Annotated in this window: 18 protein-coding genes and 2 pseudogenes; 11 read left to right on the top strand and 9 right to left on the bottom strand. The window is 68.4% G+C overall.

The genetic code is table 11. The features are described from left to right. Positions 1 to 965 precede the first annotated feature (965 nt). Positions 966 to 2,063 (bottom strand): GNAT family N-acetyltransferase, encoded by a 1,098-nt coding sequence (locus ACTVZO_RS13970; protein ID WP_443298693.1) that lies wholly within the window; start codon positions 2,061 to 2,063, stop codon positions 966 to 968. Continuing rightward, the gene (gene rsgA / locus ACTVZO_RS13965; protein ID WP_443298692.1) at positions 2,060 to 3,157 is read right to left on the bottom strand and encodes a ribosome small subunit-dependent GTPase A; all 1,098 of its coding nucleotides are present in this window, start codon (positions 3,155 to 3,157) and stop codon (positions 2,060 to 2,062) included. The genes ACTVZO_RS13970 and rsgA overlap by 4 nt, the downstream gene beginning before the upstream one ends. Positions 3,158 to 3,983: 826 nt before the next feature. Here rsgA and ACTVZO_RS13960 point away from each other — a divergent pair. From ACTVZO_RS13960 to ACTVZO_RS13950, 3 genes are all read left to right on the top strand, one after another. After that, positions 3,984 to 4,838: an IS5 family transposase gene (locus tag ACTVZO_RS13960; protein ID WP_443298645.1), complete on the top strand. Its 855-nt coding sequence runs from the start codon at positions 3,984 to 3,986 to the stop codon at positions 4,836 to 4,838. Then, positions 4,835 to 5,233, top strand: a complete 399-nt coding sequence (locus ACTVZO_RS13955; RefSeq protein ID WP_443298644.1) for a hypothetical protein — start codon at positions 4,835 to 4,837, stop codon at positions 5,231 to 5,233. Before ACTVZO_RS13960 ends, ACTVZO_RS13955 begins: the two co-directional genes overlap by 4 nt. A gap of 277 nt (positions 5,234 to 5,510) precedes the next feature. Next, on the top strand, positions 5,511 to 5,918 hold the full coding sequence (locus tag ACTVZO_RS13950) for an ATP-binding protein (RefSeq protein ID WP_443298691.1): 408 nt from the start codon (positions 5,511 to 5,513) through the stop codon (positions 5,916 to 5,918). Between the two features lie 78 nt (positions 5,919 to 5,996). Here ACTVZO_RS13950 and ACTVZO_RS13945 read toward each other — a convergent pair whose 3' ends face one another. Beyond that, on the bottom strand, positions 5,997 to 6,395 hold the full coding sequence (locus ACTVZO_RS13945; RefSeq protein WP_443298690.1) for a hypothetical protein: 399 nt from the start codon (positions 6,393 to 6,395) through the stop codon (positions 5,997 to 5,999). A 741-nt stretch (positions 6,396 to 7,136) separates the two neighbouring features. On the opposite strand from ACTVZO_RS13945, the gene ACTVZO_RS13940 reads away from it, so the two are divergent. The 4 genes from ACTVZO_RS13940 (at position 7,137) to ACTVZO_RS13925 (ending at position 10,072) form a co-directional block, all read left to right on the top strand. Then, positions 7,137 to 8,267: a PP2C family protein-serine/threonine phosphatase gene (locus ACTVZO_RS13940; RefSeq protein ID WP_443298689.1), complete on the top strand. Its 1,131-nt coding sequence runs from the start codon at positions 7,137 to 7,139 to the stop codon at positions 8,265 to 8,267. A 336-nt stretch (positions 8,268 to 8,603) separates the two neighbouring features. Continuing rightward, positions 8,604 to 8,837 (top strand): chaplin, encoded by a 234-nt coding sequence (locus ACTVZO_RS13935; protein ID WP_443298688.1) that lies wholly within the window; start codon positions 8,604 to 8,606, stop codon positions 8,835 to 8,837. 293 nt (positions 8,838 to 9,130) lie between these two features. Next, positions 9,131 to 9,571, top strand: coding sequence for a helix-turn-helix transcriptional regulator (locus ACTVZO_RS13930; protein ID WP_443298687.1), 441 nt, complete (start codon positions 9,131 to 9,133; stop codon positions 9,569 to 9,571). Between the two features lie 54 nt (positions 9,572 to 9,625). Continuing rightward, on the top strand, positions 9,626 to 10,072 hold the full coding sequence (locus ACTVZO_RS13925; protein ID WP_443298686.1) for a VOC family protein: 447 nt from the start codon (positions 9,626 to 9,628) through the stop codon (positions 10,070 to 10,072). Positions 10,073 to 10,136: 64 nt separating this feature from the next. Here ACTVZO_RS13925 and ACTVZO_RS13920 read toward each other — a convergent pair. Then, a pseudogene (locus tag ACTVZO_RS13920) lies at positions 10,137 to 10,312 on the bottom strand (ABC transporter permease); the annotation flags it as partial. Between the two features lie 189 nt (positions 10,313 to 10,501). On the opposite strand from ACTVZO_RS13920, the gene ACTVZO_RS13915 reads away from it, so the two are divergent. Further along, a complete protein-coding gene (locus ACTVZO_RS13915) occupies positions 10,502 to 11,023 on the top strand; it encodes a DM13 domain-containing protein (protein ID WP_443298685.1) in 522 nt (173 codons plus the stop codon). Between the two features lie 872 nt (positions 11,024 to 11,895). On the opposite strand, the gene ACTVZO_RS13910 is transcribed toward ACTVZO_RS13915, so the two are convergent. Genes ACTVZO_RS13910 through ACTVZO_RS13890 form a run of 5 tightly spaced genes read right to left on the bottom strand, consistent with a single transcriptional unit; the run spans position 11,896 to position 15,820 of the window. Then, positions 11,896 to 12,879, bottom strand: coding sequence for an Rv1681 family radical SAM protein (locus ACTVZO_RS13910; protein WP_443298684.1), 984 nt, complete (start codon positions 12,877 to 12,879; stop codon positions 11,896 to 11,898). Continuing rightward, positions 12,873 to 13,682, bottom strand: a complete 810-nt coding sequence (locus tag ACTVZO_RS13905; RefSeq protein ID WP_443298683.1) for an Rv1680 family SBP-like protein — start codon at positions 13,680 to 13,682, stop codon at positions 12,873 to 12,875. The genes ACTVZO_RS13910 and ACTVZO_RS13905 overlap by 7 nt, the downstream gene beginning before the upstream one ends. A 45-nt stretch (positions 13,683 to 13,727) precedes the next feature. After that, positions 13,728 to 14,852 (bottom strand): Rv1679 family acyl-CoA dehydrogenase, encoded by a 1,125-nt coding sequence (gene fadE16 / locus ACTVZO_RS13900; protein ID WP_443298682.1) that lies wholly within the window; start codon positions 14,850 to 14,852, stop codon positions 13,728 to 13,730. Continuing rightward, positions 14,849 to 15,250 carry an Rv1678 family membrane protein gene (locus ACTVZO_RS13895; protein ID WP_443298681.1) on the bottom strand — a complete coding sequence of 134 codons (402 nt, stop codon included), beginning with the start codon at positions 15,248 to 15,250 and terminating at the stop codon, positions 14,849 to 14,851. Before ACTVZO_RS13895 ends, fadE16 begins: the two co-directional genes overlap by 4 nt. Before the next feature lie 18 nt (positions 15,251 to 15,268). Beyond that, positions 15,269 to 15,820, bottom strand: coding sequence for a DoxX family protein (locus ACTVZO_RS13890; RefSeq protein ID WP_443298680.1), 552 nt, complete (start codon positions 15,818 to 15,820; stop codon positions 15,269 to 15,271). Positions 15,821 to 15,946: 126 nt separating this feature from the next. Between ACTVZO_RS13890 and ACTVZO_RS13885 the strand changes: the two are divergent. The 3 genes and pseudogenes from ACTVZO_RS13885 to ACTVZO_RS13875 all read left to right on the top strand — a co-directional run bounded on the left by ACTVZO_RS13885 (position 15,947) and on the right by ACTVZO_RS13875 (position 18,739). After that, positions 15,947 to 17,002, top strand: a pseudogene (locus ACTVZO_RS13885) (NAD-dependent epimerase/dehydratase family protein). A gap of 397 nt (positions 17,003 to 17,399) precedes the next feature. Then, entirely contained in the window at positions 17,400 to 18,110 is a 711-nt protein-coding gene (locus tag ACTVZO_RS13880) for a glycosyltransferase family 2 protein (protein ID WP_443298679.1), read from the top strand. Between the two features lie 5 nt (positions 18,111 to 18,115). Beyond that, complete coding sequence (locus tag ACTVZO_RS13875) at positions 18,116 to 18,739, top strand: TIGR04282 family arsenosugar biosynthesis glycosyltransferase (RefSeq protein ID WP_443303165.1); 624 nt, start codon at positions 18,116 to 18,118, stop codon at positions 18,737 to 18,739. Positions 18,740 to 18,969: the final 230 nt, after the last annotated feature.

Below are 18,969 nucleotides of genomic sequence, written 5' to 3'. Positions count from 1 at the left end.
GTGGTTGCTTCGCCGCACCTCCCAGGACCTGGTTCCTGCTCGCACTGCCTGGGCAGTGGGCCTTGGGCCGTTCTTGCCCCGAAGGGCGGCAGGTAGCGGGTTCGGTCGTTGCCCAAGCAGCTGTTTCGGTTGCTAGAGGCCCGTCCCCGCGGTACGGCGCTCACCCTTCGAGGCTAGTCCCGCGTCGGCCGACCGGCATCTTGCGGACACGTGTTCGCCAGTGCCCGCTGCCCGGTTCGTGGGCAGGTACCCCCGAGGCAGGCTGCCAGCACCCCTCGGGCTTGGGCGCGGCTTGGGCGTCAGGGCGGTCCTGTCGTTGCTCCCGTATTCTGCGGGAACATTGACAGGTCCCGACGGCATACATGGCGTTGGCTGTATTGACGTTGCCTCAGGCGACGTCGGCGGTGTCGTTGACCTTGTAGACCCGCTTGGCCCGATGCGTCGCTCACCTTGTCGACGTGGATGTCGTTGCGGTCGACGACGGCACACGCCGATATTGATCGGCCTTCTGCGCGGCGGTCGAGCCCCCCCCCAGGCGTCGATGTGCAGGTGTCGGAACCCCGGCCGGCGCGGTTACCGACGCTCCGAGGAGGGTCCTCGCAGCTCTCCAACTGAGGGTTTCCCGCTGACTGTAGCCCGTTGAACACTGCGACGATCTCCGCGTGCAGGCGTGCCGCGTCCGTGCAGGCAAGGCGAGTGCGCGTGGCTCTGGCCGTAGCGGCGTCTGGTGCCCGGCGATGCTTCCTTGTGCGTGGCCGCATGCGCATACCGGCGTACCGTCTTGCGGTCCATCCGGAGCGTCTCGGAGATCGCCTGGATCGGGACGCCCTTGTCGTAGAGGGCGTGTACGGCAGCGTGAGGTCGCGGCGCCGGATCATTCGCATCTTCCACGGATGGAAGTGGACCCGTCGGGGCAAACGGTGGGGCGCCCCGGGGGTTTGAGACCCGGGGCGCCGCAGGTGGGGTCAGATACCGAACGCGGTGGGGTACTGGATGGTTCCGGCCGGTACTGGGCGGGTGTTGTCGAGTACCAGGGCCATCATGGCCTCGTCTGGCACGTCGAAGGGGGCGCAGATGTTGTAACGGGAGGCCGGGGTGAAGCCGAACCTCGGGTAGTAGTCGGCGTGCCCGAGGACGAGGACAAGGTTTTCGCCCATAGTCCGGGCGGCGGCCAGGGCGGCGTTGATGGCGGCGGAGCCGGCGCCGGTGCGCTGGGCTGAGGGCAGCACCGCGCACGGGGCCAGGGCGAGGGCCGGTTCCCCGCTGACGTGACAGCGTGTGAGCAGCGCGTGGCCGACCAGAGTGCCGTTGGGGGCCTCGGTGACCATGGACAGTCCATCGATCCACGCCTTGGGATCGGTACGCAGGGCGTCGACGAGGTCAGCTTCCCCGGAGGTGGGGAAGGCGCCGAGGTTGATGTGGCGGACGGCAGCAATGTCCTCGGAGGTCTCGGGGCGGGTGGTCCAGGTGGTCACGGTGGTTCCGTTCTCGATGGCGCCAGAGACGTCATCGTCGGGGTAGCGGAGGTAGGTGGCGTAGTCGTTGCCGTGTTCGTGCCGCATGGCGATCTCTGCGCACGCGGTGGCGAGCGCCTGTACGGTGCCGGGTTGTGTCGCGCCTGTTTGCGCTATTCGCTGGCCGAGAGGGCTGTAGCACTCATCCCACCAGCCACTTTCCGGCAACGGCTGGTGTGCGTGGAGCCGGTAGCTGGCGGCTTGGGCAGCGTCCGCGTTCTCGGCATGGGTGCGCAGTGGATGGAGCGCGATGTGTTCGCCCAAGCCCCTGCGTGCTGCTGCTGCGCAGAGGCTGCCCAGGAAGGATTGGTGGGGATCGACCGACACCACCTGCGCACCGGCTTCCCCGGCCAGAAGCAGGGCGGAGCGGTCGGCTCCGCAACCCGCGTCGAGCACGCGCGGGCTGGCGGGCAGCGGTCCCACCAGATCCCACAAGCACCGTGTGGTGGCGTCCGAGCCCGGGCCCTGGCCAGGCAGGTCGGGGTGAAAGGCAAGGAAGACCTCCGCCGCCGGGGCTGCGGCCTGCGCGATGGTATCCAGGTGGCTCACAGCTGGCGCTCCCTGAACTGGTACGTGGCGCGCAGCTGTTGGGCGACGTCCTTCTTGGTGGCCTCGCGACCGGCACGCAATCGCGCGTCGGTGCGCGAGGCGGCGTAGGTGTTCTCCCTCAGCAGCCGGTGGTAACTGTCCAAGCGGCGCTGGGGAACGTTACCGGCGGTGATTTCGGCTAGGACCGCGCAGCCCGGTTCGCGTTCGTGCGAGCAGTCGGTGAACCGGCAGTCCTGTGCTAGGCGTTCGAACTCGGCGAAGGTCTGTTCCAGTCCGTTCTGGGCGTCGTGCAGGCCGATCGCGCGCAGTCCGGGGGTGTCGAGTATGACCTTGCCGCCGGGCAAGGGGAGCAGCTCCCGCCAGGTGGTCGTGTGCCGGCCCTTGCCGTCCACGTCGCGGACGGCGCCTGTTCCCAGCCGGTCCTCGCCCAGCAACTGGTTGCCGAGGGTGGACTTGCCGGCACCGGAGGGGCCGAGCATCACGATGGTGCCGTTGCTGACCGCTATCAGGGTGTCCAGGCCCTGCCCGGTCACCGCGCTAGTGACAAGCACGTCCGTGCCTGGCGCCAGCTTGGACACCTCATCCGCGGCCCGCTGGGTGTCGGCGCACTGGTCGGCCTTGGTGAGGGCCACTACCGGCACGGCGCCGCTCTCCCAGGCCAGGGCGAGCATGCGTTCGGTTCGGCCGTGCTTGAGCGGGGCGGCCAGCGACACCGTCACGACGATCGTGTCCACGTTGGCGGCCAGGACCTGGCCGTGGGAGGTGCGCGAAGTGGAGGAACGTACCAGGGTGGTCCGCCGCTGGAGTACCGAGTGCAGTACTGGCGCGTGGTCGGTGGTGGCGGGGTGCAGTGCGGCCCAGTCGCCCGTGCTGGGCGCCGCCAGCGGATCACGCTGATCGAGGGTGGCGGGAATCGTCGAACGGACGACTCCGCCCTCGGTGACAGCGTCGCACCGGCCGCGTTCGGCCCGTACGATCCGGGCCGGGATCAGCCCGTCGGCGCGATGGGCTGCGAAGGCGTGCTCACGCGCTTGGTCCCAGCCGTAGTCCGACAGAGAGCAGGATTGAGCACGAAAGGAGGAAGGTTGAGACAACGGAGAGACCCTTGAGAAGAAGGACCCCGATGAGAGCGAAGAGCAGTAGCCCGTCGAACCATACGGCTCGAACGAGGGAACGTCAGGTCAGACCGGGGCCCGGGACGTGAGGATGGTCCGGCGGGCACTGCACACAGCAGTAGCCTCCATGACAGTCATCAACTCACCTCCCTGTTCTGGCCTCGTTATCGACTTGCTTGTCCCTGCGCCTACAAAGTTAGCACGCAAATGCCCTGATGTCGGACACAGCGCATCCCCCTACACTGTCGCGGGGGCGGCGTCGAGTCGGCTGCCGTCTCGAGCCAGGCCCGTTAGTCGGACGCGGTACGGGCAGCTGCCGCAGCGAGCAATGCAACGATGTACGGGTCTTCGAGCTGCTCAGCTGTCGTGACCTTGATGTGGCGGACCCGTTTCCCGGTACCTGGCCGCGGGCGGGCGGTGCATCGAACCACCGTCGCACCTATCGTCGCTGGCACCGGGATGAGGAGCTGCGGCGTCGCGGCAGGCTTCCCCGGGACGGCTCGGTTCAGAAGGTGCGGGCCCTGGCGCCGTGAGCTCCGGTCGGTCTGTTGGCCGGACGATCGCCGCCCGGAAGCGACGGCGGCCCCATGCGCGAGGATCCTGACGAGCTCCCCTCCTGGGCCCTGGCGAGGCGGGTCCTCCGCGGCGACGGGAGTGCGGGAGTACCCCGCATCTACTGACCGCCGTCAGAGGAGCTCCCTAAGAGGGCGTTAAGTCCGATCTTCCTCGGTTCGTGATCGCTCGATCGTGGTACTGATCGCCACGCCGGCCACCTGCTGGTCATGTTCATGCTGAGATGCGAGCCATGGAGAGAAAGCCGTACCCCAGCGACTTATCGGACGAGCAGTGGGCGTTGATCCAGCCGATGATCACGGCGTGGAAGCAGGACCGGGTGGCACGGTCGGCGACCGGTGATCCCGGGGCCTGCGACCTGCGGGAAGTCGTGAACGCGATCTTCTACCAGAACCGAACGGGCTGCCAGTGGCGCTACCTGCCCCACGACCTGCCGGCCTGGTCAGCGGTGTTCTACTACTTCACGCTGTGGCGCCAGGACGGCCTCGACCAGCGCATCCAGGAACTCCTTCGCTGCCAGGTGCGGGAGAGAGCCCGGCGATTAGAGGACCCGTCCCTCGTGATCATCGACACCCAGTCCGTCCGCGCGGCCGCCGGTGTCCCGAAGACCACGACGGGACTGGACGCCAACAAGAAGGTGTCGGGCCGCAAGCGGGGACTGGCCGTCGACGTCCTGGGGCTGATCATCGGCGTCGTCGTGCTGGCCGCCTCCGCCCATGACAACGCCGCCGGCACCGCCCTGCTCGACCAGGCCGCCGAGCGGTGCGGCAACCGCCTGGAGAAGGCCCTGGTGGACCAGGGCTTCAAGGACGAGGTCCTCATCCACGGCGCCCTACTGGACATCGACATCGAGATCGTCCGCCGCAACCCCGCCGACCAGGGCAAAGGCTTCATTCCGCAGCCCAAGCGGTGGATCGTGGAGCAGGTCAACGGCACATTGATGCTGCACCGCCGCCTCGCCCGTGAGTACGACCACCGGCCCGACACCTCCGCCTCACGCGTCTACTGGGCCTCGATCGCGAACATGGGCCGCCGCCTCACCACACCGAGTCCGGCCTGGCGCGACACCCTCGAGCTGGCCGCGTGAACGTCACCGAGCTCATGGCCGGCCTCCAGGCCCAGCACGACGAGACCACAGCCCGGGCCTCTGAACTACGCGACCAGATCGTGCACTTGACCGCCGCCCTCGCCGAGACCGAAGCGCGACTCGGGGACCTGGCCACCACCCGGAAGGTCATCACCGAACTCGCACCAGCTGGAGGCGACCCCGATCCGCCCGAGACGAACACCGCCTACCAGGCCATCGTGAATACCTTCAACCAGCACCCCGACCAGGTCTTCCGAGCCCGTGACCTGCACGAACTCCTCGGCATGCCCACCGACGAGGCATCCGTCAACATCACCCGCAGCCGCCTCGGACGCCTCACCCGTCAAGGCTTCCTCACCCAGCCCGGACGAGGCCGCTACCAGAAACGGACTTAACGCCCTCTAAGAGCCCTCCTCCTCAGCCTTCGGTCCTGACCATGATCACCACCCCCACATCCACACCTGAGGGCGTCGCACGGCTCCACCGGCCCGCCCCAGGCCCACAAGCCGCTCGTCCAGCAGTCGCGACGCGCCCGACACGCTGAGACACTTTCCCGACTACACCCCGGGACTCACCGAAACCCGTTCGTATCCTTTCGGCTCCCGGACAGCGGGTAGACGAGGCGAAAAGAAGCCGATCGCACAGCGCAGTCTCTGACACGGGGTGAACGACATGCAGAGCACGGACGAGGCTCCGGACCATGCTGACCCGACGGAGTACGTCTACAGGCCCCAGCAGGTCGCCCACGCCCGCGAGGCCGCCACCAACTTCCTAGCGGATCTTCACCCCCGGCCGGCCGAGCCCCTCATCGAAGACCTTGTGCTGCTGGTGTCCGAACTCGTCACCAACTCCCTGCGTCACGCCGGCGGCGTCACCGCGCTGAGACTGCGGGCCGACAGAGACCACATCCAAGTGACAGTGGAGGACACCAGCCCCCGCCATCCGAAGGCCCGCGATCCCGACCTCATCGGAGAGGGCGGGGGCTTCGGGTGGCCCCTGGTCCTGCAACTGGCCGGGCAGGTCACCATCGAGCCCAGGCCCAGCGGAGGGAAAACGATCATCGTCAGCATGTCCCGCTGAAGTGCCGTGCAGATCAGGCGACCGTCCTAGAGAAGCCTGATGACCGGCAGTGGAGGCGAGGCGGCCGCAGCACGCAGGCTAACGAAGCGGACCGATGCGGCGCTCCGCCGTCCGCTCAGGATCATGGATGAAGAAGACACCCGACACGGGAGCCTCCTGCTTGTCTGCGGGGGTGTCGATGCGGACCCTCCCGGATCCGTCGAGGTGGAGCAGGTGGCCGCAGGTGCTGCGCAGGCGTTCGCGGCCGTCCTTGTCACGTGAGATCACCCCCGACTCGAGCGGGGTGACGGCCTGCGCCTGCTGGCCCAGCGCGCTGCGGACCTGAAGGCGGCCCGAGATATCCCAGGAGGCCGGGGTCGTCCAGGTGCAGCGACTGACGGTGTCGGAGAAGATCTTGCCGCAACCACTGTCGTCCCCGGCGTCGAACACCCAGATCAGGCGTAGATGCCCGGGCAACGGGCCAGTCGTCTCGCGCATGGTGCGAGGATCGCATAAGCGGCAGCCCACAGGGCGTCGCGCGCCGGGCCCCTGTCACCTGATCGCCCGCATCCGTTACCTTGACAGGTTGGCGGCGCGGGCTGTCCGAGGTGCGAGGTCCAGAGTCGCTTTCCCGATCCCGCCCAGTTCCAATTCGGGCCTGGGCAAACGCTGCCGGTGCCTCCAGGAACAGGTACCTACGCGGTATCAGACGTGGCAGGTACCTCCCCGCCGAGATCAACGTGCATTCCGAGAGATGTTGAAGGCCCCTCACCGGTGCGGGCAGGCATCGAAGCAGCGTTGCTGGGAGGTAGGGGCTGTGGCCGCGAGACGGGGGGCGGCCACAGCCGCGCGACGGGCATGCTGCTGCTCCGTGCGTGCGTAATGATGCGCAGTTCGCATTACTTGCCTCCGGCATCTGGCCTCCGGCATCAGGGATTCCATACGGACGGGCTACCCAAGGACCTCACAGCCCGCCGCGAACCCGAAGGCAGCGAGTCACCGCCAGGATGGAGCTGACCCGTCCGCCCGCCTTCGGCAATGCGATGGCCCCGGCGCCGATGTCACCCGCCATTGAGGCCCCGAAGCCGCCGACGTCTCGTGCGACCCGCGCACCGAAAACTGCGAGATTCCCGCACCTGTTCCGAGGCAGGCCGCGTTCGGCGCTCCGCAGGATCCCATGTGACACTCTGTGTATGCCGTGTCCGGAATTTCACAGCCGGGACTCGTACAGTGCCAGCTATGTCACAAAGTAGCCCTCTGCCGAAGCAGCGCGCGCTGACACTGCCCCGGGGATGGCTGCGATGGCTGCCGCTTGCAGTAGTCGGCGCAGTCCTGCTCGCCGAATGGGCCGTTCACGGGCAAGAACCCGCCAGCTTCATGCTGACAGGAGTCCCACCTCTGGTCGCCGCGACACATGGCCCGCGGACAACCGCAATCTCCACCGCAGTCTGTCTCGGTCTCCAGATCCTCATGGCATCGCTTCGCCCGGGCCATCTCGGCGAGCAACACCACGTGGCCCTCTACGGCGCCACCCTGTTCATCGGCGTCGCCAGCACCATGCTGTCCGTGAAACTCCGTCGCACCAGAGAACATCTTGTGCGCGCGGACTCTGTTGCCGAGACCATTCAGCGGACCGTCCTGCGCGCGCCACCCCGTCGACTCGGACCGGTGACCGCCGCCGCGTTCTACACGGCCGGCGAAGGCGGCACCCTCGTCGGGGGCGATCTGTACGACGTCTGCGTCACTCCGTTCGGAGTACGAGCCATCATCGGCGACGTCAGAGGCAAAGGCCTCGACGCGGTACAGACTGTTACAGCAGTTCTGGGCAGCTTCCGCGTCTCAGCCCACGAATGGCAGAACCTCGCCTCCCTCGCCGACCGCCTCGAACTCAGCATCGCCCGTAACGGCCCTGGCAGCGACGGGAACGGGACCACAGACACCGAACTGTTCGTCACTGCCCTCCTCATGCAGATTCCGCCCGGAAGCAGCGAAGTGCACATCGTCGACAGGGGGCACCCGGCCCCCATCATCGTCGGCTCCCATGGCGCCTACCGGCTGACCACCGCACCCGCCCTGCCACTGGGCCTCGGCAACCTGTCCACCACATCAGCCGACACCACCGTGCATCCGCTGCTCCCCGGCCAGGTGATCGTCGCCCACACCGACGGCCTCAGCGAGGCACGCGACGAACAGGGCGTCTTCTACCCAATCGTGGAACGTCTCGCAGACCGCTTCCGCGACGTTCCTTCTCCGCAGCCCGAAGACGTCGTGTCCTTCTTGCAACAGGACGTCACCCGTTGGGCGGCCGCGACGGAGGATGACGACCAAGCCGTTCTCGCCCTGACCTTCAGCGACGCCCCGTATGAATAGACGCACAGCACACGGCAGAGACCGTCTCGTTCGCTGCCGTAGCGTGGGCGATGTCCATTAATCAGAGCTGGCTGCTGTGCTTATCGGACTCGAGTGCCCCGTCCTCTCCACGGTGGACGGGGCACAGTTGCATCTCCGCTGCGTCCTGGCGTTGACCGTTTTCTCTTCTGCCTGTTTCGGGCCACCTGAGGTAGAGGTTCTAGGTACCCATGCGATGCCCACCCAGCCGAGAGGCGGGCGGCGGCGAAGGCAAGAAGTGAAGGAGCGGCAACGTTCACCCACCGGCCCGGCGGACCCATCCGCCCGGCACCAGGGATTCCCTAGGAGGTAAGTGAGATGGTGCATGTACGACGAGGGCTCGCGGTGGCGGTCGGCATGGTCATGGCGGGTGGAGCGTCGGTGGCGTCGGCCGATGCAGAGGCACAGGGCGTGGCGGCCTACTCGCCGGGCGTCGGCTCGGACAACCTGATCCAGGTGCCCATCCACATCCCCGTCAATGCCTGTGGCAACACCATCAGCGTCATCGGGCTGCTGAACCCGGCTTTCAGCAACACCTGCATCAACGCCTGATCCGGCAGAACCTCCAAAGCCCCGGTCCGAGGCCGAGAAGACGGGGTGGTACGGACCGGTGACCTGTCGGCCGCATAGTGGGGCCGCGCCTCGGGCGTGACCCTGCCGTGCCCGGCGGGTCAGCTGTGGGTGGCTGTCGGCACAGCCACCCACAGCACCTCCGCAGCTCGTGTGATGGAAGGCGGGCGTGCCGCCTTCGACTCCTCCATCGAGGATGGACTGGGGGCGTCTGAGTGGACGGCTCAAGGGGGTCGGTCGTGCTCGCACGCTCCTGCGAGTGCCAGCATGGGGGCATGGCGAAGGATCTGGGTCGACTGAGGCAGTTGCGGGCGGCGAAAGACACGATGGATCGCGACTGGTCCACCCCTCTCGACCTCGCCACTCTCGCGGCACACGCGGGGTACTCGCGTTATCACTTCGTGCGGGCGTTCAAAGCGACGTACGGACAGACTCCCGGTCAGTACCTCTCCCGGCGGCGCATCGACCGGGCGCAGGAGATGCTCAGCACTGCCAATTTGTCGGTCACCGAGATCTGCCGGCTGGTCGGCTTCTCCAGTCTCGGCACGTTCTCGTCCCGGTTCAAGCAGCAGACCGGGCTCTCGCCCAGCGAGTACCGCGCGCGGCATGTCGGGCGTGGAGCCGCGCTGATCCCGGGTTGCTACGCCATGCTGTGGGCCGGCGGGTTCCCCGGCGGCGCGGCGGGCGAACTGCGCAATCCGGAAGAAGCCCCCTGACCCCGCTTCTGCCTACGGTGATGGGGCAACCGCTCGACTAAGCAGGAGTACGAAATGATCAAGGGTCTCGCCATCTCCACCGTCTGGGTTCTCGACCAGGACCGGGCCAAGGAGTTCTACACCGAGAAGCTCGGCCTGGAACTCCGCACGGACATGACCATGGGTGAGGGCGGCATGCGCTGGCTGACCGTGGGAGCGAAGGACCAGCCCGACGTGGAGCTGACGCTCATGGTCCCCGGCCCCCCGGCCATGGACCCCGAGTCCGCCGAAGCGATGAAGACCCTCGTCTCCAAGGGGATCCTCGGCGCCGGTGTCCTCGCCACCGATGACATCCACGGCGACTACCAGGCCCTCAAGGCGCGGGGGGTGCAGTTCCTCCAGGAACCCCAGGACCGGCCCTACGGCACGGAGGCGATCTTCCGTGACGACTCGGGCAACTGGTTCTCCTTCACCCAGGCCAAGCAGGGCGACCTCGACATGAACCAGGAATGGGGCTGCTGAACGCCTCCCACCGCGATACCGGTGCCCCCTGCCAGGAAGGCGTGGCAGGGGGCACCGTTACTACTCAGGAGGCCGCGAGTGCCTCGCTCGGCGGCAGGCGGGCTCCTCGGACGGCCGGGTAGAAGCCGGCGAGGCAGCCGATGACGAGTGCGGCGCCGACTCCGCCGGCCATGGCCCAGGCGGGTGCCACGCTGGCCAGCCCTGGTAAGCGGCGTGGCCGCCCGTGACCGCGATGCCCAGGGACTTCAACGACTGTTACCCGTCGCCGCCGGCCCCCGATGTCAGTCCGAGTCCTCGATCCCTGAAGGCCCAGCTCCCAGGAGAGGCGAACGCCCGGCATGCAAGGCCAGTAGTCTCGGCTGGGAATCCGATTGATTGGGGGACTCCGTGGGAGAAGTGCGGAGAGCGAGCCGACCGGTGGTGCTCGCCATGACTGTGGCAGCGGCGGTCTTGGTCGCGGCAGGTATGTACTGGTTCAAGCCGTGGACGCTCTGGCAGAACGAGACTGTGAGGGAGGCGCTGCCTTCCTCGTCCGCCACGCCTACAGCCTCGTTCCAGCAGGAGGCGAGCTCGGCCCCGCCGACGGCTCCGGCCGGGCCGCAGACGATCGCCTCTGGTGAGCTGATCACGCACGAACACAGCACGACCGGGTCGGTGAAGATCGTCCGACTGGCGGACGGCTCGCACACACTGCGCCTGGAGAACCTCGACACCAGCAACGGCCCCGACTTGCATGTGTGGCTGACCGACGCGCCGGTAAAGGAAGGCAAGGCCGGATGGCAGGTCTTCGACGACGGTAGGTATCTCAGCCTGGGCAAGCTCAAGGGAAACAAGGGCGATCAGAACTATGCTGTTCCCGCCGGCGTCAACCTCTCCGATTACTCGAGCGTGAGCATCTGGTGCGACCGCTTCAACGTCTCCTTCGGCGCCGCAGCCCTCACCGAAGCCTGACCTGGTTTGGACCGGGCATGACCCGGGCTCGGCGTTGAGGCATTTCTCGGCACTCTCCAGTTCGAGGAGAAGGCCGGGCCCGTGTTCCGCATTGCTGCAGCGCCCTGCTCAAGAGGGGTGAGATGCCACCGGGATGGCATGGCACGGACACGGTACGCACATTGGCACGATGCGGGTATCAGTGAGGCCTGTCACGGTAAAACACCCCCATGGAAGCGATGGGAGCACAGCGGGCCACAACCCAAAGGCCGTTGGGTCGTTGAAGAGACCGGGGACGCACCCCCGGACGGCGAGTCTGCGCTTTCGACTCTCTGGACAGGGCCCCTTGCCCTGGCATCTGACGGTTGCCGACTCGGTCAAGCTTCCGGGTGACGGTTTCACCCCGCGGTGGTGTCCACATCCCCACCGAGCGCGCTGGTGTTCATGTCAGGTGTCAGGGCTGCAGTGCAGCCTTCTTTGCTTGGCCAGCACGGGGCATCTGGTGCAGTGTGGATGCCGGCGATATGGGCAGAGACATCCGTTCTGGGCTGTTGACCGCGGGATGTGTTGTGGCGTCGGCTGAAGACAGCCGTGGAAGACACAAGTCATCCAGTGCGGAGGCTGGGCAGCTGGTCCGTCTGAGCACTGGTGCGAGTTGGAGGCGGCTGCCGCCCGTGTAGGTATGGCGTGTGCGGCCAGGCCCGGGACCCCGTCCTCTGGGGGAGGCCCCCGGGCGGCCCCAGAACCACGAGAGTGCATGCGCATCGCCTCAAGACTCGTCGCGTTCCCCTCGATCTGGCCGACGAAGGAGGCTTCGTCCGCGAGGCCAGGACCTCTTCCCGTTCTGGCCCGGTACTCCGGCGGTCACACGGGCGGCCGGATGGGGTGTTGGGTCATGCGCAGGGGAAGGTTCTGGCCGCGGAATCAGCGGTGTTCCGGAAGGAGCGGTACTGCTCTCGCACGAGGTCGATGGCGGCGTCGAGGGGGAATATGTTCGGGGTGACGAGCTGTTCGTCGTCGTCGGCGCCGACCGGGTGCCAGTAGACGCCGTCGGCGGTGATGGTCACTTCGGGGATCAGGGTCTGCACTGTGAGTTCCAGACCGTCGTCCGCGGCGCCTTCGTGGGCGAGGGGTCGGACGACCTGGTTCTCGCGTGTGATTCCGAGAGAGTCCAGGAAGGTTCGCAGTTCGTGCTCCTCGTGCCGGTCGTCGGTGGTGAGGGTGGCCGCGACCCGCACGGTGAAGCCCTCGCCCAGGGCGGTACGGATGCCGGCGACTGCTTTGGCCCAGGTGCCTTTGCCGCGGTGGGAGTCGTGGAGGTCGGGGGTGGCGGAGTCGAGGCTGATCTGCAGGGTGAGCCGGTCGCGGGGCATGGCCTGGAGGACTTGGAGCCGGTGTCCGCGAAAGAGCATGCCGTTGGTGAGGAGGGTGGTGGGCAGCGCGGCGGTGCATGCGGTGACGATCTCGTCGAGGTCGGGCAGGATGAACGGCTCGCCGCCCGTCAGCAGGATCTCCAGGACCCCGGCTGCCGGGGCCGCTTTCGCGATCTCTCTTACCCTGTCCACGCCCAGGGCTCGTCTGGCTGTCTGTGGTGAGGACCGGGCGCAGCAGTAGTCGCAGGCGAGGTTGCAGTCGAAGTTGGTGTAGAGCCACAGGCGTGCTCCGGGGCGGCGCTCCGGGGGCAGGGCGGTGATCGGGTCGGGTGGGCGGCCCCTGCGGATGGTGATGCTGGTGTCGTCGGCGGTGATGAGGGTGTTGCCGGTGCGCCGGCACCAGGTGGCGGCGAGGGCGGCCTGGGCGGGTGTGGTGATGGGGAGCGTGACGGTGTCGCCCTCCGCCGTGGCGGAGAGCTTCTCGACGAGGTCGAGGATCACCATCGGGACGCGATCTCCTGTTGCTCGACCGCTTGGAAGAGGTCGGTGTAGCCGTCGAGCTGCGGGCGTACCCAGCGGGTGAGGCCTTCCAGTTCCAGGATGCGGCGGTGCTCGGGGTTGTTCCAGTCCATGGCCAGCAGGTGTGTGGTCCAGGCGTCGGCGCGGGCGGTGTCGAGGGTGTCGAGCGCGGTGAAGTTGCAGTGGCAGTAGGTGGGGCTGGTCCAGAACGCCTCGAGGGCGTCGGGCATGAGTTCGTCTCGGCCGATCGATTCCCAGGTGGTGATGCCGATCGCGGCGGCGTCGGCGTCGCCGTCGAGGACCGCCCGGATGGCGTCCAGTTCGCTGCGGCCGGTGTCGCCGTGTTTCCCGATGTCGCTGTCGATCCGCACGAGCTCCACGTCCCCGTCGCTGATGCCTTCGCGGCGCAGGTAGTGCAGGGGCAGGATGGCCGCCTGTGCGGAGTCGCGGCTGCCGAGGGCGAGGCGTCGGCCTCTAAGGTCGGCGGGGCCGCGCAGGCCGGCGCCGGCGCGGCAGACGAGGTGGCTGCGGAAGGTGAGGTCGGTGTCACGCATGGCCAGTGCCCGGGCGTGACCGTCGCTCTGCAGAACGGTGCGGACCCAGGCCAGGTTCGTGTTCCAGGCGATGTCGATGGTCTTGGCGAGGAGTGCGTCGACCTGGCGGCCGTAGTTGGAGAACAGGACGAAGTCCATCTCGACCGGTGCGGTGCGGTAGTAGTCGCGGATGCCCTCCCAGATGGGCACCACGTTGGGGGTGTAGGCCACTGCTCCCACGACCAGCGGTTCCATTCGGTCCTCCTTCACCGGGCATGTGCACGTGCGGGCGGTCCAGGTTCAGCCGAATACCGGCTGGCCGGTGATGGCCTTGCCGTAGAAGTCGTACAAGACGTCGGCGGTGGGTGCCATGACGTGACCGGCCCGGGCGTCGCGGAAGAACCGTTCGACGGCCAGATGCTGGGAGAACGCGGCGCCGCCGCACACCCGCATGGCGTCGTCGGTGACGGTCAGGGCGGTGTCGTTGGCCAGAGCCTTGACCCCGAGGACGTACAGCGGCGTCTGCTCGTCGGGCGCGGCGATGCTGTCCGCCGCTGCGCGCAGGTAGGCGGCCGCGGCCTCCAGCTGCAGCGACATCCGGGCCAGGCGGGCGCGGATGGTGGGCAGCTCGGCGAGCGTCTGGCCGGTGTGCTGGAGGGTGGCGCCGCTGGTGTGGCGAACGGCCGCGGTCAGGGCAGCGCGGGCCAGGCCGAGGGAGACGGCGGCGTTGCCCAGGTTGAACCAGGGCATGACCGTCTCGGTCATCAGGGTGAGGCCGCTGCCGGCCTCGCCGAGGCGGGTGGGGTCGGGGGCGGTCACGTCGAAGCGCATCGGCGCGGAAGCGTTGCCGCGCAGACCCAGTCCGCGGAACGTCCCGGTGACGGACACACCTGGGTCGCCTGCTTCGATGGCGTACAGGTCGACGGTGCCGGCCTCGTCGGCGGAGAGCACGGATGTGATGTACATCTGTGCGTGTCCGGCGGAGGTCACCCAGCTCTTGTCCGCGGTGAACCGCGCATCCGGGCCGCCGTTGCGCTCGGCTTGGGAGACCGGCGCCCAGAAGTGCGAGCGGGACCCGGGTTCGCTGAACGCCAGCGTGGCCAGCGTCTCGCCTCCCGCGAGAGCCGATACCAGTGACGGCATCCCCTTCGGCGGCGCGGCCGCTACGGTCATGGTGCCACTCATGTGCATCAGGTAGACCATCGCCGTCGACCCGCACACGCCAGCCAGCTCGGCCGTAACGTGGGCGAACTCTCGCGCTCCGGCGCCCAGCCCGCCTTCCCCGTCGGGCACGGTCAAACCCAGCAGGCCCGCGGCGCCCAGAGCCGCTACCGCCTCGGTGGGAAATCGGCCCTCGGCATCAACGGCCGACGCGTGTTCGGCGGCGATGGCCAGGACGGGCTTCAACAGACTGTCGACATTCATGCAGGATCATGCCTTCCCGTGGCGGACGTGGCAGTATCACGGTCGTCGGGCGCCGGGGTGAGGCCGAGGGCGAGCAGTCCCACGGCGAAGCCGAGCAGCAGGGCCACCGTCGATCCGTCGCCCCCGAGCAGGTTCGCACCGGTCCAGGCGATCTGCACCAGCTGCACCACGGCCGCGGCCAGGAAACCCGCCCCGGCCAGGACGGTCAACGCCCGCGACTCCACGAGCCCCGCCGTCACGGCCACTGCGGCCAGGACCAGCATCACCAGCGTCCCCGTCCCGCCCAGCGTGACCAGCCGCCACGGCGGGCCGTCGGTGATAGCCAGGACACAGCTGGCCGCAGCGCCGACGCCCAGACCGGCGGCCGTGCGCCCGATGGCGGAGCGCGCAGTACGCATGGGAGCCCCTTCCTGGGTTCACGACGCCGCGATCAGCACCCGCGACAGTCGGCCGCCCCGCTGCCGCCACAGCGGGCGCAGAGCGCCGTCGACGCCGTAGGCGCGTCCCGCAGCGGTGGCCAGCAGCGCCAGATGGACGGCATACATGAGGAAATAGGACCAGAACCACTCGTGCGGGGTGTTCAGCACGGAGAAGGTGATGGCGGTCGTTTGGACCAGACCGACCAGCGCCCAGAACCGGGCGGCAAGACCCACCAGGAGAAACGCTCCCAGGCATGCCTCGATCGCGAACGCGCCCCAGGCGAACACCGCGAAGTGGGGGATGATCACGTGCTCGACCAGCCACGCCCACGGGGCGAAGACCTCGTTGTCCACCCCTTTGAGGGTCCAGGCGTACAGGTCCTCCGGGGGAGCACTGTTGTGCCCGAAGCTCGGCGGATGCTTCCAGGAGAGGTTCTGGATCCACAGCAGGGCGACCGTGACCCGGCACACGGCCAGAAGCACGCGGGAAACACGGGACGAGGCCAGCGGCTCCGGCCCGGGGCGCTCGGTCTGCTCGTTGACGGCCATACTGCACGACCTCTGATCATGCTCCAGGAACGTGAGACGTTCTTGCCGCACCTCCATCGACTCACGCAGCCCCGGGCACGGCAAGCCGGAGCGCCCTGCGCAGCGCGTACGCCTAGCGTTGGTGTCATGCGTGTACTGGTCACCGGCGGAGCGGGCTTCATCGGCTCGCAGATCGTCACCGCGCTCGCCAGCCGCGGGCACTGTCCCGTCGTACTCGATACCCGGCTGCCAGCGGTCCACCGGACCGCCGCACACCCATCCGTCTCAGCCGCGGAATGGGTCCACGCGGATGTAAGGGACCAGGGCGCGCTGATTCGGGCGCTACGCGAGGTGGACGCGGTATGCCATCAGGCGGCCATGGTGGGGCTGGGCAAAGACTTCACCGAGGCGCCCGCCTATGTGAGCTGCAACGATGTGGGCACCGCCGTGCTGCTGGCGTCCATGGCGCAGACCGGCGTCAAGCGGTTGGTCCTCGCGGGATCGATGATCGTCTACGGGGAAGGCCGCTACGACTGCCCTCGACACGGACAGCTACACCCCGGGCCGCGGACGACCGAGGATCTCGATGCCGGGCGCTTCGAGCCTTCCTGCCCCGACTGCGGCGCCGAGCTGGTGCCCGCACTGGTTGACGAGGACGCGCCGCTCGATCCGCGCAACGTGTACGCCGCGACCAAAGTCGCCCAGGAGCATTCGGCCGCCGCATGGGCGCGGGCGACCGGCGGCCGGGCCGTGTCCCTGCGCCACCACAACGTCTAAGGGCCGGGGATGCCGCGAGACACCCCGTACGCGGGCGTCGCCTCCTTCTTCCGCTCCGCGCTCGCCCGCGGGGAGGCTCCCCGGGTATTCGAGGACGGCGGACAGCGCAGGGACTTCGTGCACGTGCGGGACATGGCCTCGGCCAACGTGCTGTCGCTGGAGGCCCTCGCCGGCCGGGAGCCCGGCGGGCTGAGCGCGTTCAACACCGGCAGCGGGCACGTCCACACGGTCGGGGAGATGGCTCAGGCGCTCGTCCGGGCCAACGGCGGCCCGGAACCCGTGGTCACAGGCGAGTACCGGCTCGGCGACGTACGGCACATCACCGCCTCCTCGCAGCGGCTGACCGACGAACTGGGCTGGCGGGCGCAGACCGGCTTCACCGAAGGAATGGCGGAGTTCGCGCACAGCCTGCAGCGTGGAACCTGACCCGGATTACCCCTGCGGCGGTCACTCCCCGCCGTCGCATGGCCTCACCGGAAACGCCGTGTGTCGTCGACCGCGGAACATCGGCGATGGCTATGCTCCCGAACGTGACTGAACTCACCCTGGAGGAAGGTGAACTGCCAACCTCCCGGAACGTGGCCCATGTGGCCATTTCATGGGTATCCGCCGGCGAGTGGTCGAACGGTTGGCGGACGACGAGGCCACCATGATCAAGGAACGGATGTTCCGGAGGCGTCGACGGCGGCGACCTCCCGCTGTGCACTGAGATCGTGTGCCTCTTCGAGCTCGAGCACGTTCTCTTTCAGGACCTTCCCTTCGAGCGTCCGTCAGGGTGCTTGAAGGGCACCCTTGAAGACTTGATGTCACGTGGAGCGAGACCATGGCCCGCCAGAACGCCGTGACGGTGGACGTCGTACTGGCGTGCCTGAACGAAGCTCGCGCCCTGTCCTGGGTGCTGAAACGCATCCCGCCCACCTGGCGGGCGATCGTCGTGGACAACGGATCAAGCGACGGTTCCAGCGCCATCGCCGCCGCTCTCGGCGCGACCGTCGTCTACCAGCCGCAGCGCGGGTTCGGCGCCGCCTGCCATACGGGGCTGCTGGCGGCGGAGGCGGAGTTCGTCTGCTTCTGCGACTGCGACGCCTCCCTGGACCCCGGGCTGCTGCCCGCCTTCGTGCAGCAAGTGGCGAACGGCACGAGGAACCTGGTGCTGGGACGACGTCGCCCGCAGGGACATGCGGCCTGGCCCCTTCACACGCGGGCCGCGAATCTTGCCCTGGCCCAGATGGTGCGCCGGCGCACCGGGCTGCGCCTGCACGATCTGGGGCCCATGCGCGCCGCCCGGCGGAAGCCGTTGATCGGCCTGCGGCTGACCGACCGGCACAGCGGCTACCCGCTTCAGATGGTCCTGCGCGCGGCCGACGCGGGCTGGCGGGTCAGTGAGGTCGATGTCCCCTATGTGCCGCGGGCCGGGAAGTCGAAGGTCACCGGCACGTTGCGGGGTACCTGGCACGCGGTACACGACATGCGCGCGGTGCTGACGGAGCCGCCCAGGCATGCTCCGGCGTCCGGTGGGGCGGGGGCGCGGTGACCACGATGCTCATCCTCGCCAAGGAACCGCTGCCCGGCCGGGTGAAAACCCGCCTCACCCCGCCGTACACGCCCCGACAGGCGGCCTGGCTGGCTGAAGCGATGCTCACCGACTCCCTCCACGCCATGCTCGCGGCCCCCGTCGAACGACGTCTGCTCGTCCTCGAGGGCACGGCCGGCGCCTGGCTTCCGCCCGGCATCGAGGTCGCCCCACAGGCGCAAGGCAGCCTGGACGAACGCCTCGCCGCAGCCTTCGAACTCTGCACCGGACCGGCCGTACTGATCGGCATGGACACCCCACAGGTCACCCCCGCCGTCCTCGCGCCCGCATTCGCCCTGGACGCCTGGCAGGGCTGCGACGCATGGTTCGGCCCGGCAGCCGACGGCGGATTCTGGGCCCTGGGACTGGCCCACCCCGATCCCGCGCTGCTGCGCGGAGTACCGATGGACGCCCCCGACACCGGCGACCAGCAACGCCGAAGGCTGACCGAGGCCGGGCTGAGGGTGCGGGACCTGCCCGTGCTGCGGGACGTCGACACCGCAGCCGACGCACGCGCGGTGGCCGCCGACGCCCCACGGACCCGTTTCGCCGCCGCTCTGGCCCTGCTCGCGCAGTCCGGGCAGCAGTGACCACCGCCCCCCCACGGCACAGTCGCCCGGTCCGCGGATGCGCCCCTGTGGGTTTACGATCGCCTGGCGCGGCTGTCGGCAGGTCGATGAACCGGCCGGATCCAGCAGAAACTACGTCTCCGAACCCGTGAACCGTGCACTAGAGGCGGTCGAGCGCCTAGTCACCGTGCGCGAAGTTCTCGTGACATGCTCGCTCCTCGATCAGGCGGCGAAAGCCCGCCAGCGCGTAG

Source organism: Streptomyces sp. IBSNAI002 (assembly GCF_052244475.1).
In the GTDB taxonomy this organism is placed as follows: domain Bacteria; phylum Actinomycetota; class Actinomycetes; order Streptomycetales; family Streptomycetaceae; genus Streptomyces.
The sequence above is the reverse complement of the archived record's forward strand: the minus strand, read 5'-3'. Positions and strand labels throughout refer to the sequence as shown.

What these genes read in the sequence shown, in the direction of transcription:
- ACTVZO_RS13880 (WP_443298679.1), top strand. Translation starts at nt 17,400, where the DNA reads ATGGCCCGCCAGAACGCCGTGACGGTGGACGTCGTACTGGCGTGCCTG.
- ACTVZO_RS13930 (WP_443298687.1), top strand. Translation starts at nt 9,131, where the DNA reads ATGGCGAAGGATCTGGGTCGACTGAGGCAGTTGCGGGCGGCGAAAGAC.
- fadE16 (WP_443298682.1), bottom strand. Translation starts at nt 14,852, where the DNA reads ATGAATGTCGACAGTCTGTTGAAGCCCGTCCTGGCCATCGCCGCCGAA.
- ACTVZO_RS13935 (WP_443298688.1), top strand. Translation starts at nt 8,604, where the DNA reads ATGGTGCATGTACGACGAGGGCTCGCGGTGGCGGTCGGCATGGTCATG.
- ACTVZO_RS13895 (WP_443298681.1), bottom strand. Translation starts at nt 15,250, where the DNA reads ATGCGTACTGCGCGCTCCGCCATCGGGCGCACGGCCGCCGGTCTGGGC.
- ACTVZO_RS13950 (WP_443298691.1), top strand. Translation starts at nt 5,511, where the DNA reads ATGCAGAGCACGGACGAGGCTCCGGACCATGCTGACCCGACGGAGTAC.
- ACTVZO_RS13915 (WP_443298685.1), top strand. Translation starts at nt 10,502, where the DNA reads ATGACTGTGGCAGCGGCGGTCTTGGTCGCGGCAGGTATGTACTGGTTC.
- ACTVZO_RS13875 (WP_443303165.1), top strand. Translation starts at nt 18,116, where the DNA reads ATGCTCATCCTCGCCAAGGAACCGCTGCCCGGCCGGGTGAAAACCCGC.
- ACTVZO_RS13925 (WP_443298686.1), top strand. Translation starts at nt 9,626, where the DNA reads ATGATCAAGGGTCTCGCCATCTCCACCGTCTGGGTTCTCGACCAGGAC.
- ACTVZO_RS13945 (WP_443298690.1), bottom strand. Translation starts at nt 6,395, where the DNA reads ATGCGCGAGACGACTGGCCCGTTGCCCGGGCATCTACGCCTGATCTGG.
- ACTVZO_RS13960 (WP_443298645.1), top strand. Translation starts at nt 3,984, where the DNA reads ATGGAGAGAAAGCCGTACCCCAGCGACTTATCGGACGAGCAGTGGGCG.
- ACTVZO_RS13940 (WP_443298689.1), top strand. Translation starts at nt 7,137, where the DNA reads ATGTCACAAAGTAGCCCTCTGCCGAAGCAGCGCGCGCTGACACTGCCC.
- ACTVZO_RS13890 (WP_443298680.1), bottom strand. Translation starts at nt 15,820, where the DNA reads ATGGCCGTCAACGAGCAGACCGAGCGCCCCGGGCCGGAGCCGCTGGCC.
- ACTVZO_RS13910 (WP_443298684.1), bottom strand. Translation starts at nt 12,879, where the DNA reads ATGGTGATCCTCGACCTCGTCGAGAAGCTCTCCGCCACGGCGGAGGGC.
- ACTVZO_RS13905 (WP_443298683.1), bottom strand. Translation starts at nt 13,682, where the DNA reads ATGGAACCGCTGGTCGTGGGAGCAGTGGCCTACACCCCCAACGTGGTG.